Source organism: Pseudomonas sp. KH_046_1, from assembly GCF_057839025.1.
Map to the genome: position 1 here is coordinate 5350800 of NZ_CM174481.1, position 17059 is coordinate 5367858.

General features: G+C 61.1%; 16 protein-coding genes and 2 pseudogenes. 10 read left to right on the plus strand and 8 right to left on the minus strand.

The window, feature by feature from the left end; translation table 11 throughout:
- The gene (locus AC3IT9_RS24465) at positions 1-1275 is read left to right on the plus strand and encodes a uracil-xanthine permease family protein (protein ID WP_057713328.1); all 1275 of its coding nucleotides are present in this window, start codon (positions 1-3) and stop codon (positions 1273-1275) included.
- Positions 1276-1406: 131 nt separating this feature from the next.
- Here the strand turns inward: AC3IT9_RS24465 and hemH are convergent, their stop codons facing one another.
- Positions 1407-2429, minus strand: coding sequence for a ferrochelatase (gene hemH, locus AC3IT9_RS24470; RefSeq protein WP_489271210.1), 1023 nt, complete (start codon positions 2427-2429; stop codon positions 1407-1409).
- Between the two features lie 13 nt (positions 2430-2442).
- Entirely contained in the window at positions 2443-3345 is a 903-nt protein-coding gene (locus AC3IT9_RS24475) for a TIGR01777 family oxidoreductase (RefSeq protein ID WP_489271211.1), read from the minus strand.
- Between the two features lie 196 nt (positions 3346-3541).
- Here AC3IT9_RS24475 and AC3IT9_RS24480 point away from each other — a divergent pair, with 196 nt between their 5' ends.
- The 7 genes and pseudogenes from AC3IT9_RS24480 (at position 3542) to AC3IT9_RS24510 (ending at position 8958) form a co-directional block, all read left to right on the plus strand.
- Positions 3542-4528, plus strand: coding sequence for an NAD(P)/FAD-dependent oxidoreductase (locus AC3IT9_RS24480; protein ID WP_150728004.1), 987 nt, complete (start codon positions 3542-3544; stop codon positions 4526-4528).
- 197 nt (positions 4529-4725) lie between these two features.
- Positions 4726-5268, plus strand: a pseudogene (locus tag AC3IT9_RS24485) (YbgA family protein); the annotation flags it as partial.
- Positions 5268-6209 carry a MerR family transcriptional regulator gene (locus AC3IT9_RS24490; RefSeq protein ID WP_489271212.1) on the plus strand — a complete coding sequence of 314 codons (942 nt, stop codon included), beginning with the start codon at positions 5268-5270 and terminating at the stop codon, positions 6207-6209. The pseudogene AC3IT9_RS24485 and the gene AC3IT9_RS24490, both read left to right, overlap by 1 nt.
- Before the next feature lie 21 nt (positions 6210-6230).
- The gene (gene phrB, locus AC3IT9_RS24495) at positions 6231-7673 is read left to right on the plus strand and encodes a deoxyribodipyrimidine photo-lyase (protein ID WP_489271213.1); all 1443 of its coding nucleotides are present in this window, start codon (positions 6231-6233) and stop codon (positions 7671-7673) included.
- Between the two features lie 2 nt (positions 7674-7675).
- Positions 7676-7774: pseudogene (locus tag AC3IT9_RS24500) on the plus strand (nuclear transport factor 2 family protein); the annotation flags it as partial.
- The gene (locus AC3IT9_RS24505) at positions 7771-8553 is read left to right on the plus strand and encodes an SDR family NAD(P)-dependent oxidoreductase (RefSeq protein ID WP_489271214.1); all 783 of its coding nucleotides are present in this window, start codon (positions 7771-7773) and stop codon (positions 8551-8553) included. The pseudogene AC3IT9_RS24500 and the gene AC3IT9_RS24505, both read left to right, overlap by 4 nt.
- Before the next feature lie 99 nt (positions 8554-8652).
- On the plus strand, positions 8653-8958 hold the full coding sequence (locus tag AC3IT9_RS24510) for a YkgJ family cysteine cluster protein (RefSeq protein ID WP_056726267.1): 306 nt from the start codon (positions 8653-8655) through the stop codon (positions 8956-8958).
- A 145-nt stretch (positions 8959-9103) separates the two neighbouring features.
- Here AC3IT9_RS24510 and AC3IT9_RS24515 read toward each other — a convergent pair whose 3' ends face one another.
- From AC3IT9_RS24515 to hemA, 6 genes are all read right to left on the minus strand, one after another.
- Complete coding sequence (locus AC3IT9_RS24515) at positions 9104-9622, minus strand: acyloxyacyl hydrolase (protein ID WP_150759016.1); 519 nt, start codon at positions 9620-9622, stop codon at positions 9104-9106.
- A gap of 123 nt (positions 9623-9745) precedes the next feature.
- The gene (gene murI / locus AC3IT9_RS24520; protein WP_489271215.1) at positions 9746-10537 is read right to left on the minus strand and encodes a glutamate racemase; all 792 of its coding nucleotides are present in this window, start codon (positions 10535-10537) and stop codon (positions 9746-9748) included.
- Positions 10530-11285 carry a molybdopterin-synthase adenylyltransferase MoeB gene (locus tag AC3IT9_RS24525; protein WP_150759017.1) on the minus strand — a complete coding sequence of 252 codons (756 nt, stop codon included), beginning with the start codon at positions 11283-11285 and terminating at the stop codon, positions 10530-10532. Before AC3IT9_RS24525 ends, murI begins: the two co-directional genes overlap by 8 nt.
- The gene (gene prmC / locus AC3IT9_RS24530; protein WP_423502310.1) at positions 11279-12109 is read right to left on the minus strand and encodes a peptide chain release factor N(5)-glutamine methyltransferase; all 831 of its coding nucleotides are present in this window, start codon (positions 12107-12109) and stop codon (positions 11279-11281) included. Before prmC ends, AC3IT9_RS24525 begins: the two co-directional genes overlap by 7 nt.
- Positions 12110-13192, minus strand: a complete 1083-nt coding sequence (gene prfA, locus AC3IT9_RS24535; RefSeq protein WP_489271216.1) for a peptide chain release factor 1 — start codon at positions 13190-13192, stop codon at positions 12110-12112.
- Positions 13189-14478, minus strand: a complete 1290-nt coding sequence (gene hemA / locus AC3IT9_RS24540) for a glutamyl-tRNA reductase (protein WP_056726273.1) — start codon at positions 14476-14478, stop codon at positions 13189-13191. Before hemA ends, prfA begins: the two co-directional genes overlap by 4 nt.
- 233 nt (positions 14479-14711) lie before the next feature.
- Between hemA and AC3IT9_RS24545 the strand changes: the two genes are divergently transcribed.
- Both AC3IT9_RS24545 and lolB read left to right on the plus strand, forming a co-directional pair.
- Positions 14712-16436, plus strand: a complete 1725-nt coding sequence (locus AC3IT9_RS24545; protein ID WP_489271217.1) for a tetratricopeptide repeat protein — start codon at positions 14712-14714, stop codon at positions 16434-16436.
- A 4-nt stretch (positions 16437-16440) separates the two neighbouring features.
- Positions 16441-17058 carry a lipoprotein insertase outer membrane protein LolB gene (gene lolB, locus AC3IT9_RS24550; RefSeq protein WP_489271218.1) on the plus strand — a complete coding sequence of 206 codons (618 nt, stop codon included), beginning with the start codon at positions 16441-16443 and terminating at the stop codon, positions 17056-17058.
- The last annotated feature ends 1 nt before the right edge of the window (position 17059 follow it).

Sequence of the window (17059 nt, forward strand, 5' to 3'; positions counted from 1 at the left end):
ATGCAGCAAGAGTTCAACGATCCGCTCTGGCGCACGGTGCTGTCGGGTGCACAGATGCTGTTCGTGGCCTTCGGTGCCCTGGTGTTGATGCCGCTGATTACCGGTCTCGACCCGAACGTGGCGCTGTTCACGGCCGGCCTGGGGACGATCCTGTTCCAGATCGTCACCGGGCGTCAGGTGCCGGTGTTCCTGGCATCGAGCTTTGCCTTCATCACCCCGATCATTCTCGCCAAGGGCCAGTTCGGCCTGGCCGCGACCATGGGCGGCGTGATGGCGGCAGGTTTCGTCTACACCTTCCTCGGCCTGGCCGTGAAGATCAAAGGCACCGGGTTCATCGACCGCCTGCTGCCGCCGGTGGTGATCGGGCCGGTGATCATTTCGATCGGCCTGGCCATGGCGCCGATTGCCGCCAACATGGCCATGGGCAAGGCCGGCGACGGCAGTGAATTGATTCATTACCAGACGGCGATGATGATCTCGATGCCCGCGCTGCTGACCACACTGATCGTTGCGGTTTTCGGCAAGGGCATCTTCCGCCTGGTGCCGATCATCTCCGGCGTGCTGGTCGGTTTCGGCATGGCGTTCTATTTCGGCGTGGTCGATACCGCGAAGATTGCCGCGGCACCGTGGTTCGCCATCCCGCACTTCACTGCACCGGAGTTCAACTGGCAGGCGATTCTGTTCATCGTTCCGGTAGCCCTGGCCCCGGCCATCGAACACATCGGCGGCGTGATTGCCGTGGGTAGCGTGACCGGTCGCGATTACCTGAAGAAACCCGGCCTGCACCGCACCCTGCTCGGCGATGGTATTGCCACCACGGCGGCCGGTCTGTTCGGCGGTCCGCCCAACACCACCTACGCCGAAGTGACCGGCGCGGTCATGCTGACCAAGAACTACAACCCGAAAATCATGACCTGGGCGGCGATCTTCGCCATCAGCCTGGCGTTCATCGGCAAGTTCGGCGCACTGCTGCAAAGCATTCCGGTGCCGGTGATGGGCGGGATTCTGTGCCTGCTGTTCGGTTCGATTGCGGCGGTGGGGATGAACACGCTGATCCGCCACAAGATCGATCTGGGCGAGGCGCGCAATCTGGTGATTGTGTCGGTGACCCTGGTGTTCGGGATCGGCGGCGTGCTGATCGGCACCGGCACCGGGCCGGACGACTTCGGCCTCAAGGGCATCGCGCTGTGCGCGGTGGTGGCGATTGGCTTGAACCTGATCCTGCCGGGCAATGACAGCTGGAAGCACAAGAAGGCGAATGAGCCGCTGATCTAAGCAGGTTCGGATTCTTCGCTGACTGAAAGACCCTCTTCGCGAGCAAGCCCGCTCCCACATTGGATTTCGGTGTACATATATATTGTGTCCATCACCGATCAAATGTGGGAGCGGGCTTGCTCGCGAAGCTTTTAAAGCGCCAGTGGCGCCCTTTCGCACAACGCACTCAACGCTCGCGCCCAACGCGGATCATCGTTGAGGCACGGCACCAGCACCAACTCCTCGCCCCCCGCCTCGCGGAATTGCTCCTTGCCGCGATCACCGATCTCTTCCAGGGTCTCGATGCAATCGGCAACGAACGCCGGGCACATCACCAGAACCTTTTTCACGCCGCTTTTGGCCAACTCATCCAGGCGCGCTTCGGTGTAGGGTTCGATCCATTTGGCGCGCCCCAGACGCGACTGGAACGACACCGACCACTTGCCCTCCGGCAACCCCATGCGTTTGGCAAACTCTGCCGCCGTACGCAGGCACTGGCCGCGATAACAGGTGGCGACCACCTTCGGCGGCGCGCCGGCGCAGCAATCACCACCACCCTCGAAGCTGTGACCGGGGTTGAGCTTCTTCAGATGCCGTTCCGGCAAGCCGTGAAAGCTCATCAGCAAGTGATCGAAATCCTGCTCCAGATAGGGTTTGGTCGTGGCCACCAGCGCATCGAGGTATTCCGGTTGATCGTAGAACGGTTGCAGCACCGACAGTTGCACGTCGAGGTTTTTCTCGCGCACCACGCGTATGACCTCTTCGATGACCGTAGTCGTGGTGCTGTCGGCGAACTGTGGATACAGCGGCGCCAGGGTGATTCGCTTGTGCCCCCCGGCGGCCATGCGCACCAGCGTCGATTCAATCGACGGCTCGCCGTAGCGCATCGCCAGTTCGACCGGGCCATGCTGCCATTGACGGGTCATGGCTTGTTGCAGGCGACGGCTGAGCACCACCAGCGGCGAGCCCTCGTCCCACCAGATCGAGGCATAAGCATGGGCCGACTGCTCGGGACGCTTGATCAGAATCAGCGACACCAGCAGCCGTCGAACCGGCCATGGCAGGTCGATCACGTACGGGTCCATCAGAAATTGATTGAGGTAACTGCGCACATCCGCCACCGAGGTGGAGGCAGGTGAACCCAGATTGACCAGAAGCAACGCGTGATCGGTCATGCAACGTCCTATTTCAAAGGCGACCGGACAGATCGTCCAGAGCCGCGCGCAAATCCGTGAACTTAAAAGCGAAACCAGCCTGTAACAAACGCACCGGAGTGGCGCGCTGGCCGCCCAGCAACAGCAAGGACAACTCGCCCAGCCCGACCTTCAATACGAAGGCCGGCATCGGCATGAAGGTCGGGCGATGCAGTACGCCACCCAGCGCCGTGGCAAACTCGCGGTTGCGCACAGGCTTGGGCGCGCACGCATTATAGGGACCGCTGGCCTCGTTGCGATGCAGAAGAAAATCAATCAGGGCGATTTGATCGTTGATGTGAATCCACGGCATCCACTGCCGGCCGTTGCCGATCGGCCCTCCCAGGCCCCATTTGAAGGGCAGCAACAGCCGCGACAAAAAGCCGCCCTCCGCCGACAGCACCAACCCGGTTCGAATGAGGATGACGCGAATGCCCAGCGCTTCTGCCCGCTGTGCAGTCTCTTCCCAGGCGATACATAACTGGCTGGCGAAATCTTCGCTGACCGGCCCCGAGTCCTCGGTCAGTTCGCGCTCGCCACCGTCGCCATACCAGCCGACAGCCGAACCGGAAATCATCACCCATGGTTTCTGCTCGCGACTTTCAAGCCACGCCAGCAAGGTTTCAGTCAGCGTGATACGGCTGCTCCACAACAAGGCTTTACGCTTGTGTGTCCAGGGCCGGTCGGCAATCGGCGCTCCGGCCAGATTGACGATCGCATCGACCGGCTCCTGCCCCAGATCCTCCAGTCGGGCAACTCCACGCACTTGGGTACCACATATTTTCGCGACTTTTTCAGGCTGGCGACTCCAGACTGTCAGGCGATGGCCCTGCCCTGACCAGTGCCGGCAGAGCTGACGTCCTATCAAACCAGTACCGCCGGTCAGCAATATGTGCATGACTTCTTCCTCGCGTGGCGTTTTACCTTGTCCATTAGTCTATTTTTATAAGCAGGGATCTTTGGTATCGAGCAGGCTCTATGTTTAACAATAGGCCAAGCTGTCAGAACGAGAACGCTAAAAGTTATACCAAAAAACAATATTGTACAGGTTTGAACCCCGGCGTAGTCTGTACAGAAAGGTAAACGAGGCCCCTATGACTGTACCTATCGCAATCATCGGCACCGGCATCGCCGGACTCTCCGCCGCCCAGGCCCTGACGGACCTCGGGTACGTGGTTCAACTATTCGATAAAAGTCGCGGCAGCGGCGGGCGCATGTCGAGCAAGCGCAGCGATGCGGGTGCCCTGGACATGGGCACGCAATACTTCACCGCCCGCGACCGCCGCTTTGTCACGGAAGTCCAGCGCTGGCAGGCCAAAGGCTGGGTCGCCGAGTGGACGCCGCAGCTGTACACCTACCATGGCGGCCAGCTCAACCTGTCACCGGACGAGCAGACCCGCTGGGTCGGCACGCCCCGCATGAGCGCCATCACCCGCGCCCTGCTCGGTGACCTGGAAGTGCATTTCGCCTGCCGGATCACCGAGGTCTATCGTGGTGAAGAACATTGGCACCTGCAGGACGCCGAAGGGTTCACCCACGGACCGTTCAGCCACGTGGTCATCGCCACGCCGGCCCCACAGGCCACGGCTCTGCTGGCGTCAGCGCCGAAACTCGCCGGCGCCGCGGCCGGCGTGAAAATGGACCCCACCTGGGCCGTCGCGCTGGCCTTCGAAACGCCGCTGGAAACGCCCATGGAAGGCTGCTTCGTACAGGACAGCCCACTCGACTGGCTGGCCCGCAACCGCAGCAAACCCGGACGCGACAACACACTCGACACCTGGGTGCTGCACGCCACCAGCGCCTGGAGTCGCCAGCACATCGACTTGTCCAAGGAAGCCGTGATCGAACAGTTGCACGGCGCCTTCGCCGAACTGCTGCACGATTCCATGCCCGCACCAAGCTTCAGCCTCGCCCACCGCTGGCTCTACGCCCGCCCCGCCAGCAGTCACGAATGGGGCACCCTGGCCGATGCCGACCTGGGGCTGTACGCCTGTGGCGACTGGTGCCTGTCCGGACGTGTCGAAGGGGCCTGGCTCAGCGGTCAGGAAGCCGCTCGCCGCTTGCATGAGCACCTGCAGTAAAGAGCATCAACCCGAGCAAATCGCTGCTGTCACCATGGACAGCAGCCCACCACAAAACCTATACATAACATTTGACTTGTACAACTTCGAATCTATGATGAAGTTATCCTGTACAAACTCGACCGTCTGCACAGGTTCAGATTCGAGGTGCTCCGATGTTCCACTCCCCCACCAAACCGAAAATCGCCATCAGCGCCTGCCTGCTGCACCCGGACTTGCCGGTGGAGGAAGATGGCGGGCTCAATGATCCGGTGCTGCGGGAAAACTTCCTCACCCGCGCGTCCGCCTATAACGCCTGGCAGCAACTGTGCCAGGAACGCCTGACCCGAAGCGGGCTCACCGACTTTCACTCGCGCTACAAATACCTGCTGATGGCCCACAACCCGGTGCAATACAAAACCCTGGGCCACCTGCTGGGCAACATGGGCCATACCGATCCGCAGGAACTGGGGCCCCGCTATTTCAGCGAACTGATGGCGGCGCTGAAAAAGTGCGCCACCCGTCGCACTCACACCAACGTCCTGCAACACCTCAGTGGCTACCTGAAACAGGCCATCAGCCGTGAAGAAAAGCAGGCAGTGCAACACGTGATCAGCCAGTACCGCCTGGGCATCGTGCCGCTGGTGGTGCCGCTGACGCTGCTCAAACATCACTTTAACCAACACCCAGATCCCTACATCGCACAGCAGGTTTACCTGCAACCGCATCCGGAAAACCACAGCCTGCGAAACGCCATCTGATGAAAAAGGCACTCGACCCCAGCGTCCGCGAAGACCTAGGCGATGACTTTAAAAAGGCGCTGGAAGAAGGCTGGCTGCCGATCCGTGAAGTGGCGCGGCAAACCGGGGTCAATGCCGTGACCTTGCGCGCCTGGGAGCGGCGCTACGGCCTGATCGTGCCGCAACGCACACCCAAGGGCCATCGGTTGTTCTCGGCCGACCATGTACAACGCATCCAGACCATCCTCACCTGGCTCAACCGTGGCGTTGCCGTCAGCCAGGTCAAGCCATTGCTCGACACGCCGCAAGCCTTCAGCGAGTTCGTCGACAACGATTGGCACGCCTTGCTGCAAACGTTGCTGCAGGCAGTCAGCCGATTGCAGGAACGTGCCCTGGATGACAGCGTCAATCAGGCGATGGCGTTGTATCCGCCGCGAACCCTGTGCGAGCACTTGCTGATGCCCTTGCTGGCCGCTCTGGAGCAACGCTGGCAAGGCCAGTTCGGGGCGCAGATGGAGCGGGGCTTTTTTTGTGCCTGGCTACGCAGCAAATTCGGTGCGCGCATCTACCATAACAATCGTCAGTTGCGCACCGCGCCGCTGTTGCTGGTCAACCACTCGGACCTGCCCGTGGAACCGCACCTGTGGCTCACGGCCTGGCTGATCAGCAGCGCGGACTGCCCGGTGGAGGTCTTCGACTGGCCGCTGCCTGTCGGCGAACTGGCAATGGCGGTCGAACTGCTGCAACCCCGAGGGGTTCTGCTGTACTCCAGCAAAGCCCTGAACCTGGTACAACTGCCGAAACTATTGAAAGGAATCAGTTGCCCAAAAATGATTGCCGGACCAACGGTATGCATCCACCACACCGAGTTGTCCGCAAGTACTACCGAGATCGCTGATTTGTACCTGGCAGAAAATCCGTTGTCGGCACATCAGGCACTCGTTCAGCGCGGGCTGATTTAAATGAAACGCGTGGATACCAAAATGCAATTGATCTGGCTGCGCAGCGACTTGCGTCTACATGACAACACCGCCCTCTCGGCCGCCGCGGCTCGCGGCCCCTGCGTGGCGGTGTATCTGCTGAGTCCGGAACAATGGCTGGAACACGACGATGCGCCCTGCAAAGTGGACTTCTGGCTGCGTAACCTGCGCGAACTGAGCCGCGAACTGGGTCAACTGAACATTCCCCTGCTGATCCGCCAGGCTCCCCGCTGGGATGACGCGCCAAGCGTATTGCTGAACCTGTGCCGACAGTGGCAGATCGACGCGTTGCACCTCAACGAAGAATACGGCATCCATGAGTCCTGCCGTGATGCAGTGGTCGCCCGGACGCTACAGGCCGAAGGCATCGAAGCTCACCGCTACCTCGATCAATTGCTGTTCAAGCCCGGGAGCGTGCTGACCCGGACCGGCACTTACTTTCAGGTCTTCAGCCAGTTCCGCAAAGTCTGCTACGAGCGACTGCACCACTCGCTGCCCAGCCTGGTCCGCGCGCCGCACAAACAAGCGCCGCTGAACATTGCCAGCGATGCGATCCCCTTGAGTGTCGACGGCTTCGCAACACCCGCTGATAACCTGCGCAACCTGTGGCCGGCGGGCGAAGCCCAAGCCCGGCACCGCCTCGACAGCTTTAGCGATGCACAGATCGAGTACTATCAAAGCGAACGGGATTTCCCGGCGAAGCCCGGCACCAGTCAGCTCTCGGCCTATCTGGCCGCCGGGGTAATTTCTCCGCGTCAATGCCTGCACGCTGCCTTGAACAGCAATCAAGGTGAATTCGAAAGCGGCAAGACCGGCGCCGTCACCTGGATCAACGAACTGCTGTGGCGCGAGTTCTACAAACACATCCTGGTGGGTTACCCACGGGTTTCCCGGCACCGCGCGTTTCGTCCGGAAACCGAAGCGCTGGCCTGGCGCAACGCCCCCGAAGAACTGGCCGCCTGGCAACAGGCGCGTACCGGTTTACCTATCATCGACGCCGCCATGCGCCAACTGCTGGCAACCGGCTGGATGCACAACCGCCTGCGCATGGTGGTGGCGATGTTCCTGAGCAAAAACCTGCTGATCGACTGGCGCGAAGGCGAACGATTTTTCATGCGTCACCTGATTGATGGCGACCTGGCGGCGAACAATGGTGGCTGGCAGTGGAGTTCCTCCACCGGCACCGACTCGGCGCCTTACTTCCGGATTTTCAACCCGCTGAGCCAGTCGGAAAAATTCGACCCCGAAGGCATGTTCATCAAGCAATGGCTGCCGGAACTGGCCGAGCTGAATAAAAAAGACGTGCACAACCCCGCCAATCTCGGCGGTCTTTTCGGTGTTGTGGATTACCCCTCACCGATCGTCGACCTGAGTACTTCCCGTACGCGTGCGTTGACGGCATTCAAAAACCTGCCCTCGCGGCAATACGCCGCCGTTGGGTCATGAATTACCGCCACCGGGATGACTTCGATGCCGGGGCTTTGCATTATGAACATTTACCCGCATTGGGCCGGGCAATTGCCTGGCTGAAAAGGAGATTGGGATGAGTCGTACACCCGCACGACGATACTGGCTGACCGGTGCAAGCAGCGGCATCGGTGCCGCCCTGGCCGAAGAAATCCTGAAAACCGGTGCGCACCTGGCCGTCAGTTCGCGCACCGTGGCACCACTGAAAGACTTGTCGCTACGTTATCCGGGACAAGTGCTGGTAGTCGCCGGAGACCTGACCAACAGCCAGACCGTACGCGAGATCGGCGAGCAGATTGCCGAGGACTGGGGCTCGCTGGACACCGTGATACTCAATGCCGGCACCAGCGAGTACGTGGACGCCAAGCAGTTCGATGCGTCGATTGTCGAGCATGTGGTGCGCACCAACCTGCTGGCCAGCAGCTATTGCATCGACGCCGCCCTGCCTTTGCTGCGGGCCGGCATCGCACCGCATATGGTCGCCATGGCCAGTACGGTGACTTACCTGCCGTTGCCAAAGGCAGAAGCGTACGGCGCCTCGAAGGCCGGGCTGCGTTACCTGTTCGAATCCCTGCGCATCGATCTGGCCCCGGAAGGTATAGAACTCACAGTGATCAGCCCCGGGTTTGTCGAAACGCCGCTGACCGCGAAAAACGACTCCCCCATGCCCTTGAGCTGGCCGGTGGAGAAAGCCGCGCGGCACATCTTCGAAAAGCTCAAGGACCGCCCGCTGGAGATCGCTTTCCCGGCAGCGTTCATGGCCGCCCTCTGGCCACTCGCCAAACGGCCGGACCAAGTGAAACTGGAGATCGGCAAACGCATGGTGCGCAGCCAGCCGCCGATCAAGGATCAACCCTGAAAATCGCCATCATCGGCAGCGGTATCCCGGACGTTCCGATACTTGAGCGTCCGTCAGACCTTTCACACAGCACCCGGTGACTGCCTTACACTGCGCGCCATGAAAACCATCCCCCATACGCAAATCGCGGAACCCGCGGTCACCTGCTCGACCTGCGCGGCCTGCTGCTGCCAGCTCGAGGTCATGCTGATCACCGATACGGGTGTGCCTGAACGATTCATCGATACCGATGATTGGGGCGGGGAAGTGATGCTGCGCCTGGATGACGGCTGGTGCGCCGCGCTGGATCGCAACACGATGATGTGCACCATCTACGAAAAGCGCCCGCTGATCTGCCGGGAATTCGAGATGGGCGCACCGGAGTGCATCGAGGAACGCCAGGGGATTTCGACGGCGTATCGCTAGTTTGAAGTTGTCCCAATACCAATGTGGGAGCGGGCTTGCTCCGGGCGGCGTTCCGACGAAAGCGTCAGGTCAGTCGATTACAGTGTCGACTGATCCACTGCTTTCGCGAGCAAGCCCGCTCCCACATTTAGTGCAGCGTTGCGCCTTACAACGGCATCGTGTAATGCAATGCGTAGCTTTCTACACCATCGTTCGGAGTGGTGATCCCGGCGTTGGAATAGTGCGTCGCACGAACCCCGACTTCATGTCCGCCGGCAAAGCGCAAACCGAAACCAAAGCGGTCTTCGAACTGGAAGGCGCTGCCCAGATCGTTGTTTTCGACTTCGGTGCTGGCAAAGGCCGCCACGCCAACCCCAAACTCGATGTAGGGTTTGACGCTCTGGCCGGAAAATTCATAAACAAGCACGGGCGAGAACGACAGGCTGTGGTTACTGGATTGCTCGTCACCTTCCCAATAGGTGTAGGCGCCGTCCCAATAACCGGTCAGACGACCCACGTCACTCTGCCACCAGCTCTGGTCCCAATCGAATTGCATCCCCAATCGATAGGTCATGGTCGACTCGCCGGTTTGCCCCACGGCAAACTCCACACCTGCCGCCTGCGCGGTAAAAGTGTGCCCCATCAGTGCGGCCGCAATCGCGGCCAAGCAGAATAGTCGCTTCACTAGAAACTTCCTTTTCCGAACGATTTCGTATGGTTTTTTTGTTGCCAAGCCTTGCAAAACTATAGAAGTCAGCGATTTATCAGAAGTTCACCCGACTCTTCGTATTCCCCCCCGGACAGCCTTCTACCTGTTGAAGCTTCGCACAACGCCAGCGGTATTCCACAATATCGGCAAGATATTTCTGAAATGTAGCGGATCGGCGCTGGTCCAGAACTGCGCTTCGCGAGCAGGCCCCTCGGCGAGCAGCTCGCCTTCGGCCAGCAGACGCTGAAGCTGGCGCGCGACGGCGGCGCCGGTGTCGATCAGGCTGATGTCCTCGGGGATCATCTGCCGCAGCATCGGTTTGAGAAAGGGGTAATGGGTGCAACCGAGAATCAGGGTGTCCGCGCCAGCAGCCAACAATGGCCGGACATACCCGGCCAATAGCTGGCGCAACTCGGGGCTGCGCAGGTCGCCATTTTCAATCAGCTCCACCAGCCCGGGACAGGGCTGGGTGATCACTTTCACGTCCGTGGCGAAGCGGTCGAGTAACGCTGCGAACTTGGCACTTTGCAAAGTGCCGGTGGTGGCCAGCACCCCCACCACGCCGGAATGGGTTGCGGCGGCGGCCGGTTTGACTGCCGGCTCCATGCCGACGATGGGCCATTCTGGGTAGTCGCGACGCAAGTCGGCGACGCCGGCCACCGTGGCCGTGTTGCACGCCAGCACCAGGGCCTTGGCGCCCTGTTGCCGAAAGAAGTCGGCCATCAAGCTGCAACGTTGCTGGATAAATTCCGGGGTTTTCTCGCCGTAGGGAACATTCCCGCAGTCGGCGACGTACAGCAGAGATTCATTGGGCAGTAAACGCTGGATCTCGGCCAGTACCGAGAGCCCGCCGACACCGGAGTCGAACACGCCTATCGGCGCTTCACGCATGTTTCGACCCACAGACGCTGCAACCCGGATCGCGCTTGACCCGCAATTCACGGAAGCGCGTGCCCAAGGCATCGATCAACAGCAGCCGCCCCACCAGCGGCTCGCCGAATCCGGCCAGCAACTTCAGCGCTTCGAGGGCTTGCAGACTGCCGACCAGCCCCACCAGCGGACCGACTACGCCGGCCTCGCTACAGGTCAATTCGGCCTCGCTGCCGTGCCCGTACAAACAGTGGTAGCACGGACTCTCCGACCGACGCGGATCGAACACCGACAGTTGCCCTTCGAGGCGAATCGCCGCGCCGCTGACCAGCGGTTTGCCGGCGGTTACGCAAGCGGCGTTGACCGCCTCACGGGTGGAAAAGTTGTCAGAGCAATCGAGGACCAGATCTACCCCGGCCACCACGGCGGCCAGGGAGTCTTCGTCCAGCGCCGCACGATGGGCGATCAACTGGATCTCGGGATTGATCGCCGTCAGCCGCTTGAGCGCCGAATCGACCTTGGTCATGCCGACGCTGTCGGTGTCGTGAATGATCTGCCGTTGCAGGTTGGTCAGGTCGACCGTGTCGAAGTCCGCCAGGTGCAACTCGCCAACGCCGGCGGCCGCCAGATACAGCGCCACTGGCGCGCCAAGGCCGCCAAGACCGACGATCAATACGCGGCTTTCCTTGAGCCGCAACTGGCCGTCGATATCGATGTGTTGCAGCAGAATCTGCCGACTGTAGCGCAACAACTCCTGATCATTCAGCACGGCAGGCGCCCCAGACTGATGCGTTGGTGACCGCCCAGATCGGTGCGGCTGTGGACTTCTTCAAATCCGCGGGTCAGCAATAAATCGCGAACTGCCTCGGCCTGATCATAGCCGTGTTCGAGCATCAGCCAACCGCCGGCATCCAGATGCTCCGGCGCCTGGGCGACGATCAGGCGCAGATCGTCAAGCCCGTCGACTCCCGCCACCAAAGCGCTGGCCGGTTCAAAGCGCACATCGCCCTCAACCAGATGCGGATCGGTCGCTGCGATGTAGGGCGGATTGCTGATGATCAGTTGAAAACGCTGACCTTCCAGGGCGCTGAACCAATGACTGCTCAGTACCTTGGCGTTGTTCAGGTGCAGACGCTGGCGATTGCGCTCGGCCAGGGCCACGGCCTCCAGCACGCGATCCACGGCAGTGACGTTCCACGCCGGACGCTCACTGGCCAGGGCCAGGGCGATGGCGCCGCTGCCGGTGCCGAGGTCGAGCACCTTGGCCGGTGTGGCCGGTAACAGTTCCAGCGCGGCTTCCACCAGCAGTTCGGTGTCGGGGCGCGGGATCAGCGTGTGCGGCGCCACTTCCAGGTCCAGCTTCCAGAAGCCCTGCTGGCCGAGGATATAGGCCACCGGCTCACCGCTGCGGCGGCGTTGCAAATATTCGGCAAACGTCAGCGCCGCTTCGCTCGGCACGATGCGCTCCGGCCAGGTGTGCAGGAAACTGCGGGACTTGCCCAAGGCCGCCGCCAGCAGCAATTCGGCATCCAGACGCGCCGTCGGCGAGTCGGGTAAATCAGCGGCGCGCAACAAACTGGCAATGATCGTCATTTACTCACCTATCGCGGCCAGTTGATCGGCCTGGTACTCGGCCAGCAACGGCTCGATCACCGCCTCGACACCGCCGGCGAGGATCTCGTCGAGGGAATACAAGGTCAGGTTGACCCGGTGGTCGGTGACCCGACCCTGGGCAAAATTATAGGTGCGAATGCGCTCGGAACGGTCGCCGGAGCCGACCAGCAACTTGCGCTCGCTGGCGATGGCGTTGGCTGCGGCGGAGGTCTGCTGATCGTTCAGCTTGGCCGACAACCAGGACATCGCCCGGGCGCGGTTCTTGTGCTGTGAACGTTCTTCCTGGCACTCGACCACGATGCCGGACGGCAAGTGCGTGATTCGGATCGCCGAGTCGGTCTTGTTGACGTGCTGGCCACCGGCGCCGGAGGAGCGATAGGTATCGACGCGCAGGTCGGCCGGGTTGATCTCGATGACTTCCTGTTCGTCCGGCTCGGGCAATACCGCTACGGTGCAGGCCGACGTGTGGATGCGGCCCTGGGATTCGGTCGCCGGAACCCGCTGCACACGGTGTGCGCCGGATTCGAACTTCAGCTTGCCGTAGACGTTGTCGCCCTCGACCCGGGCAATCACCTCTTTATAGCCGCCGTGCTCACCCTCGTTTTCCGAGAGGATCTCCACCCGCCAGCCACGGCGCTCGGCGTAACGCGAATACATGCGGAACAGGTCGCCGGAGAAAATCGCCGCCTCGTCGCCGCCAGTGCCGGCACGGATTTCGAGGAACACGTTGCGCCCGTCGTTCGGGTCCTTGGGCAGCAGCATGCGTTGCAGGTCGGCCTCGATCGTGACCAGGCGTTCCTTGGCCTCGCGGACTTCTTCCACGGCCATTTCACGCATGTCCGGGTCGCTGTCCTTGAGCAGTGCCTGAGCGCCTTCGAGGTCGTCCTGCACTTTCAGCAGTTCTTTGTAGGCGCCCACGATCGGTTCAACTTCCGCGTACTCCTTGGAATAGGTGCGGAACTTGTTCTGATCGGAAATGACCTCGCCGTCGCCCAGCAGGGCAGTCAATTCCTCGAAACGGTCCTGGAGGATATCCAGCTTATTGAGCAGTGACGCTTTCATTGCGGTTTTTTATCCGAAAAGCTATCCGATGAGCCCTCACCGAGGGCAAAGAGTTCCTGGGCCATCGCCAGCGCATCCAGGCGACCTTCGGCAGAGAGCTTTTTCAACTGCACGCTCGGTGCGTGCAACAGTTTGTTGGTCAGCCCGCGGGCCAGTTGCACCAGCACCTCTTCGGCACTGCTGCCGTTGGCCAGCATGCGCTGGGCCTTTTGCAATTCTTCGTCGCGCAGGCGTTCGCTCTGTTGACGATAGGCCTTGAGCACGTCCACCGCCGCCAACTCGCGCAGGCGGACCATGAAGTCTTCGGCGCCGATCGAGACCATCTCTTCGGCGGCCTGGGCTGCGCCCTGACGACTCTTGAGGTTCTCGGCGACCACTTCGTGGAGATCGTCGACGCTATAGAGGTAAACGTCGTCCAGTTCGCCGACTTCTGGCTCGATGTCACGGGGAACAGCGATATCCACCATGAAGATCGGTTTGTGCTTGCGCAGTTTCAAGGCGCTTTCCACTGCACCCTTGCCCAGAATCGGCAACTGGCTGGCGGTGGAACTGATGACGATATCGCTGCGCACCAGTTCTGCCGGAATATCCGACAACAACACCGCATGTGCACCGAACTGCTCGGCCAGAATGCTCGCGCGCTCCAGGGTACGGTTGGCGACCACAATGCGTTTTACACCCAGGTCATGCAGATGGCGGGCGACCAGGGTGATGGTCTCACCGGCGCCGATCAACAAGGCCTGGCTGCGCTGCAGGTCGCTGAAAATCTGCTTGGCCAGGCTCACCGCGGCAAACGCCACCGACACCGGGTTCTCGCCGATGGCCGTGTCGGTGCGCACCTGCTTGGCCGCATTGAACGTGGCCTGGAACAGCCGCCCGAGCAACGGCCCGATGGTGCCGGCCTCGCGGGCCACGGCATAGGCCGACTTCATCTGGCCGAGAATCTGCGGTTCGCCCAACACCAGCGAGTCGAGCCCGGAAGCGACCCGCATCATGTGACGAACTGCCGCATCATCTTCATGCACATAGGCGCTTTCACGCAGCTCGTCGTAGCTCAAATGATGATATTCGGCCAGCCAGCGCAGCACGACGTCCGCCGACAGGTGATCCTGTTCTATATAGAGTTCACTGCGATTGCAGGTGGAGAGGATCGCAGCTTCGCGGCTGTCGGTGAGTCGGCAGAGCTGCTGCAAGGCCTCAACCAGCTGCTCAGGGGTAAAAGCCACGCGCTCGCGGACGTCTACTGAAGCAGTCTTGTGGTTAATACCGAGTGCAAGGAAGGCCATTCAAAGTCGCTGATTGTGACGTGAAGCCGACAATTGTCCTACTTCGACGGAATCAGAACAACTACTCGATATCTATCGTGCCAGTAGGCGACGCCGACGTTGCGAGCGGTTCTCGTTTAAAGGATCGCCCAGAGTCGTTTATCGGGCTGGCAGGTAAATTGCCGGGCCGGTTATGTTTGGCCGAAAGCTTGTGTCATGATGATCCGACCGCAGGTTAGTCGTCCTCCTCCTATATGAATAGATCTTCCGCGTTGCTCCTCGCTCTTGTCTTCCTCAGCGGCTGCCAGGCCTTGGCACCCGTGTCGTCGGACAGTGCGCCGTCGGTTGAAGACAGCACCCCGGCCCCTGAAAAGCCCAAGGTCTACAGCTCATTCAGCGAGGAAACCGTCTTCAGCCTGTTGAGCGCCGAACTGGCTGGCCAGCGCAATCGTTTCGACATTGCCCTGGACAACTATGTGACCCAGGCCATCAACACCCAGGATCCGGGCATCTCCGAGCGGGCATTTCGTATCGCCGAATATCTGGGCGCCGATCAGGCAGCCCTGGATACTGCGCTGATCTGGGCCAGGAACGCCCCCGACGACCTCGAAGCGCAACGTGCCGCCGCCGTGCAACTGGCACGCGCCGGGCGTTATGACGACTCCATGGTCTATATGGAGAGAGTCCTGCAAGGCAAGGGCGACACCCATTTCGACTTCCTTGCGCTGTCTGCGGCCGACACCGACCAGGACACCCGCAACGGCTTGATGCAAAGCTTCGACCGTTTGTTGCAGCGTCATCCGGACAACAGCCAGCTGATTTTCGGCAAGGCCTTGCTGATGCAACAGGACGGCGACACCAAAGGCGCGTTGAAGCTGCTGGAAGACAATCCACCTGAAGACGGCGAAATCGCCCCGATCCTGCTGCGTGCGCGGCTGTTGCAAACCCTTAATCGCGGTGACGAAGCCTTGCCGCTGCTGCAGAAAAGCATCAAGAAATACCCGGACGACAAGCGCCTGCGCCTGACTTACGCGCGCATGCTGGTTGAACAGGACCGCATGGACGACGCCAAGGCCGAGTTCTCGAGCCTGGTTCAGCAGTACCCGGAAGACGACGAACTGCGTTACTCGCTGGCGCTGGTCTGCCTGGAAGCCAAGGCCTGGAACGAGGCCAAGGGTTATCTTGAAGACCTGATCGCCCGGGAAAGCCACGTCGACTCGGCACACCTGAACCTCGGCCGCATCGCCGAAGAACAAAACGACCCGCAAGGCGCATTGATCGAGTACGCCAAGGTTGGCCCGGGCAACGATTTCCTGCCGGCGCAATTGCGTCAGGCCGACATCCTGATAGACAACGGCAGGACCGCCGAAGCGCAAAGAAAGCTGGCGGCAGAGCGCGACGAGCAGCCGGATTACGCGATCCAGCTGTACCTCATCGAAGCCGAAACCCTGTCCGCCAACAATCAGGGCGACAAGGCCTGGAACGTTCTGCAACAAGCCTTGCAGCAATATCCGGACGATTTGAACCTGCTCTACACCCGCGCCATGCAGGCGGAAAAACGCAATGACCTGGCGCAGATGGAAAAAGACCTGCGCACGATCATCAAGCGCGACCCGGACAATGCCATGGCGTTGAACGCCCTCGGCTACACCCTGTCCGACCGCACCACGCGCTACGCCGAAGCCAAGGCCCTGATCGAACAGGCGCACCAGATCAGTCCGGAAGACCCGGCGGTACTCGACAGCCTTGGCTGGGTGAATTACCGCATGGGCAATCTCGACGAAGCCGAGCGCCTGCTGCGCCAGGCCCTGGATCGATTCCCCGATCAGGAAGTCGCCGCTCACCTGGGCGAAGTCCTGTGGGCCAATGGCAAGCAGCGTGAAGCCAAACAAGTCTGGGGCAAGTTCCTCAAGGAACAACCCGACAGCCCGACCCTGCGCGGTACCATCAAACGCCTGACCGGATCAGAGACTCTTTAAGATTATGTTTTTGCGCCATTTCATCGTTTTCAGTTTTATCGCCCTGCTCGCCGGTTGCGCGGGCCTGGGTCCCCGCGAATCGGTCGAGGGTCGTGGCAACGCAGCCCAATGGCGCGAGCACAAACAGCAACTGACCGGCCTCGATGGCTGGCAGATCGACGGCAAGATCGGCATCCGTGCCCCGAAAGACTCGGGCAGCGGCACGCTGTTCTGGTTGCAGCGCCAGGATTACTACGACATTCGCCTGTCCGGACCACTGGGCCGCGGCGCGGCTCGCCTGACCGGACGTCCGGGCAAGGTGTCGCTGGAAGTCGCCAACCAGGGACGCTACGACGCACCGAATCCGGAAGTGCTGCTCGAAGAACAGCTGGGCTGGAAATTGCCGGTGTCCGACCTGGCCTGGTGGGTGCGCGGGCTCCCGGCTCCCAACAGCAAAAGTCGCCTGACCCTGGACGGCGACAGCCGCCTGGCCAGCCTGGAACAGGATGGCTGGAAGGTCGACTACACCGCCTACACCCAGCAAAACGGTTTCTGGTTGCCCGAGCGCATCAAGCTCAGCGGCACCGACCTTGATGTCACGCTGGTGATCAAGGTCTGGCAACCACGCAAACTGGGGCAATGAC

Bases quoted from the DNA above. Each gene is read 5' to 3' on its own strand.
- AC3IT9_RS24480 (WP_150728004.1), top strand. From the start codon at position 3,542: ATGACTGTACCTATCGCAATCATCGGCACCGGCATCGCCGGACTCTCC.
- AC3IT9_RS24505 (WP_489271214.1), top strand. From the start codon at position 7,771: ATGAGTCGTACACCCGCACGACGATACTGGCTGACCGGTGCAAGCAGC.
- hemH (WP_489271210.1), bottom strand. From the start codon at position 2,429: ATGACCGATCACGCGTTGCTTCTGGTCAATCTGGGTTCACCTGCCTCC.
- lolB (WP_489271218.1), top strand. From the start codon at position 16,441: ATGTTTTTGCGCCATTTCATCGTTTTCAGTTTTATCGCCCTGCTCGCC.
- prfA (WP_489271216.1), bottom strand. From the start codon at position 13,192: ATGAAAGCGTCACTGCTCAATAAGCTGGATATCCTCCAGGACCGTTTC.
- hemA (WP_056726273.1), bottom strand. From the start codon at position 14,478: ATGGCCTTCCTTGCACTCGGTATTAACCACAAGACTGCTTCAGTAGAC.
- AC3IT9_RS24510 (WP_056726267.1), top strand. From the start codon at position 8,653: ATGAAAACCATCCCCCATACGCAAATCGCGGAACCCGCGGTCACCTGC.
- phrB (WP_489271213.1), top strand. From the start codon at position 6,231: ATGCAATTGATCTGGCTGCGCAGCGACTTGCGTCTACATGACAACACC.
- AC3IT9_RS24490 (WP_489271212.1), top strand. From the start codon at position 5,268: ATGAAAAAGGCACTCGACCCCAGCGTCCGCGAAGACCTAGGCGATGAC.
- AC3IT9_RS24475 (WP_489271211.1), bottom strand. From the start codon at position 3,345: ATGCACATATTGCTGACCGGCGGTACTGGTTTGATAGGACGTCAGCTC.
- prmC (WP_423502310.1), bottom strand. From the start codon at position 12,109: ATGACGATCATTGCCAGTTTGTTGCGCGCCGCTGATTTACCCGACTCG.
- AC3IT9_RS24545 (WP_489271217.1), top strand. From the start codon at position 14,712: ATGAATAGATCTTCCGCGTTGCTCCTCGCTCTTGTCTTCCTCAGCGGC.
- murI (WP_489271215.1), bottom strand. From the start codon at position 10,537: ATGCGTGAAGCGCCGATAGGCGTGTTCGACTCCGGTGTCGGCGGGCTC.
- AC3IT9_RS24465 (WP_057713328.1), top strand. From the start codon at position 1: ATGCAGCAAGAGTTCAACGATCCGCTCTGGCGCACGGTGCTGTCGGGT.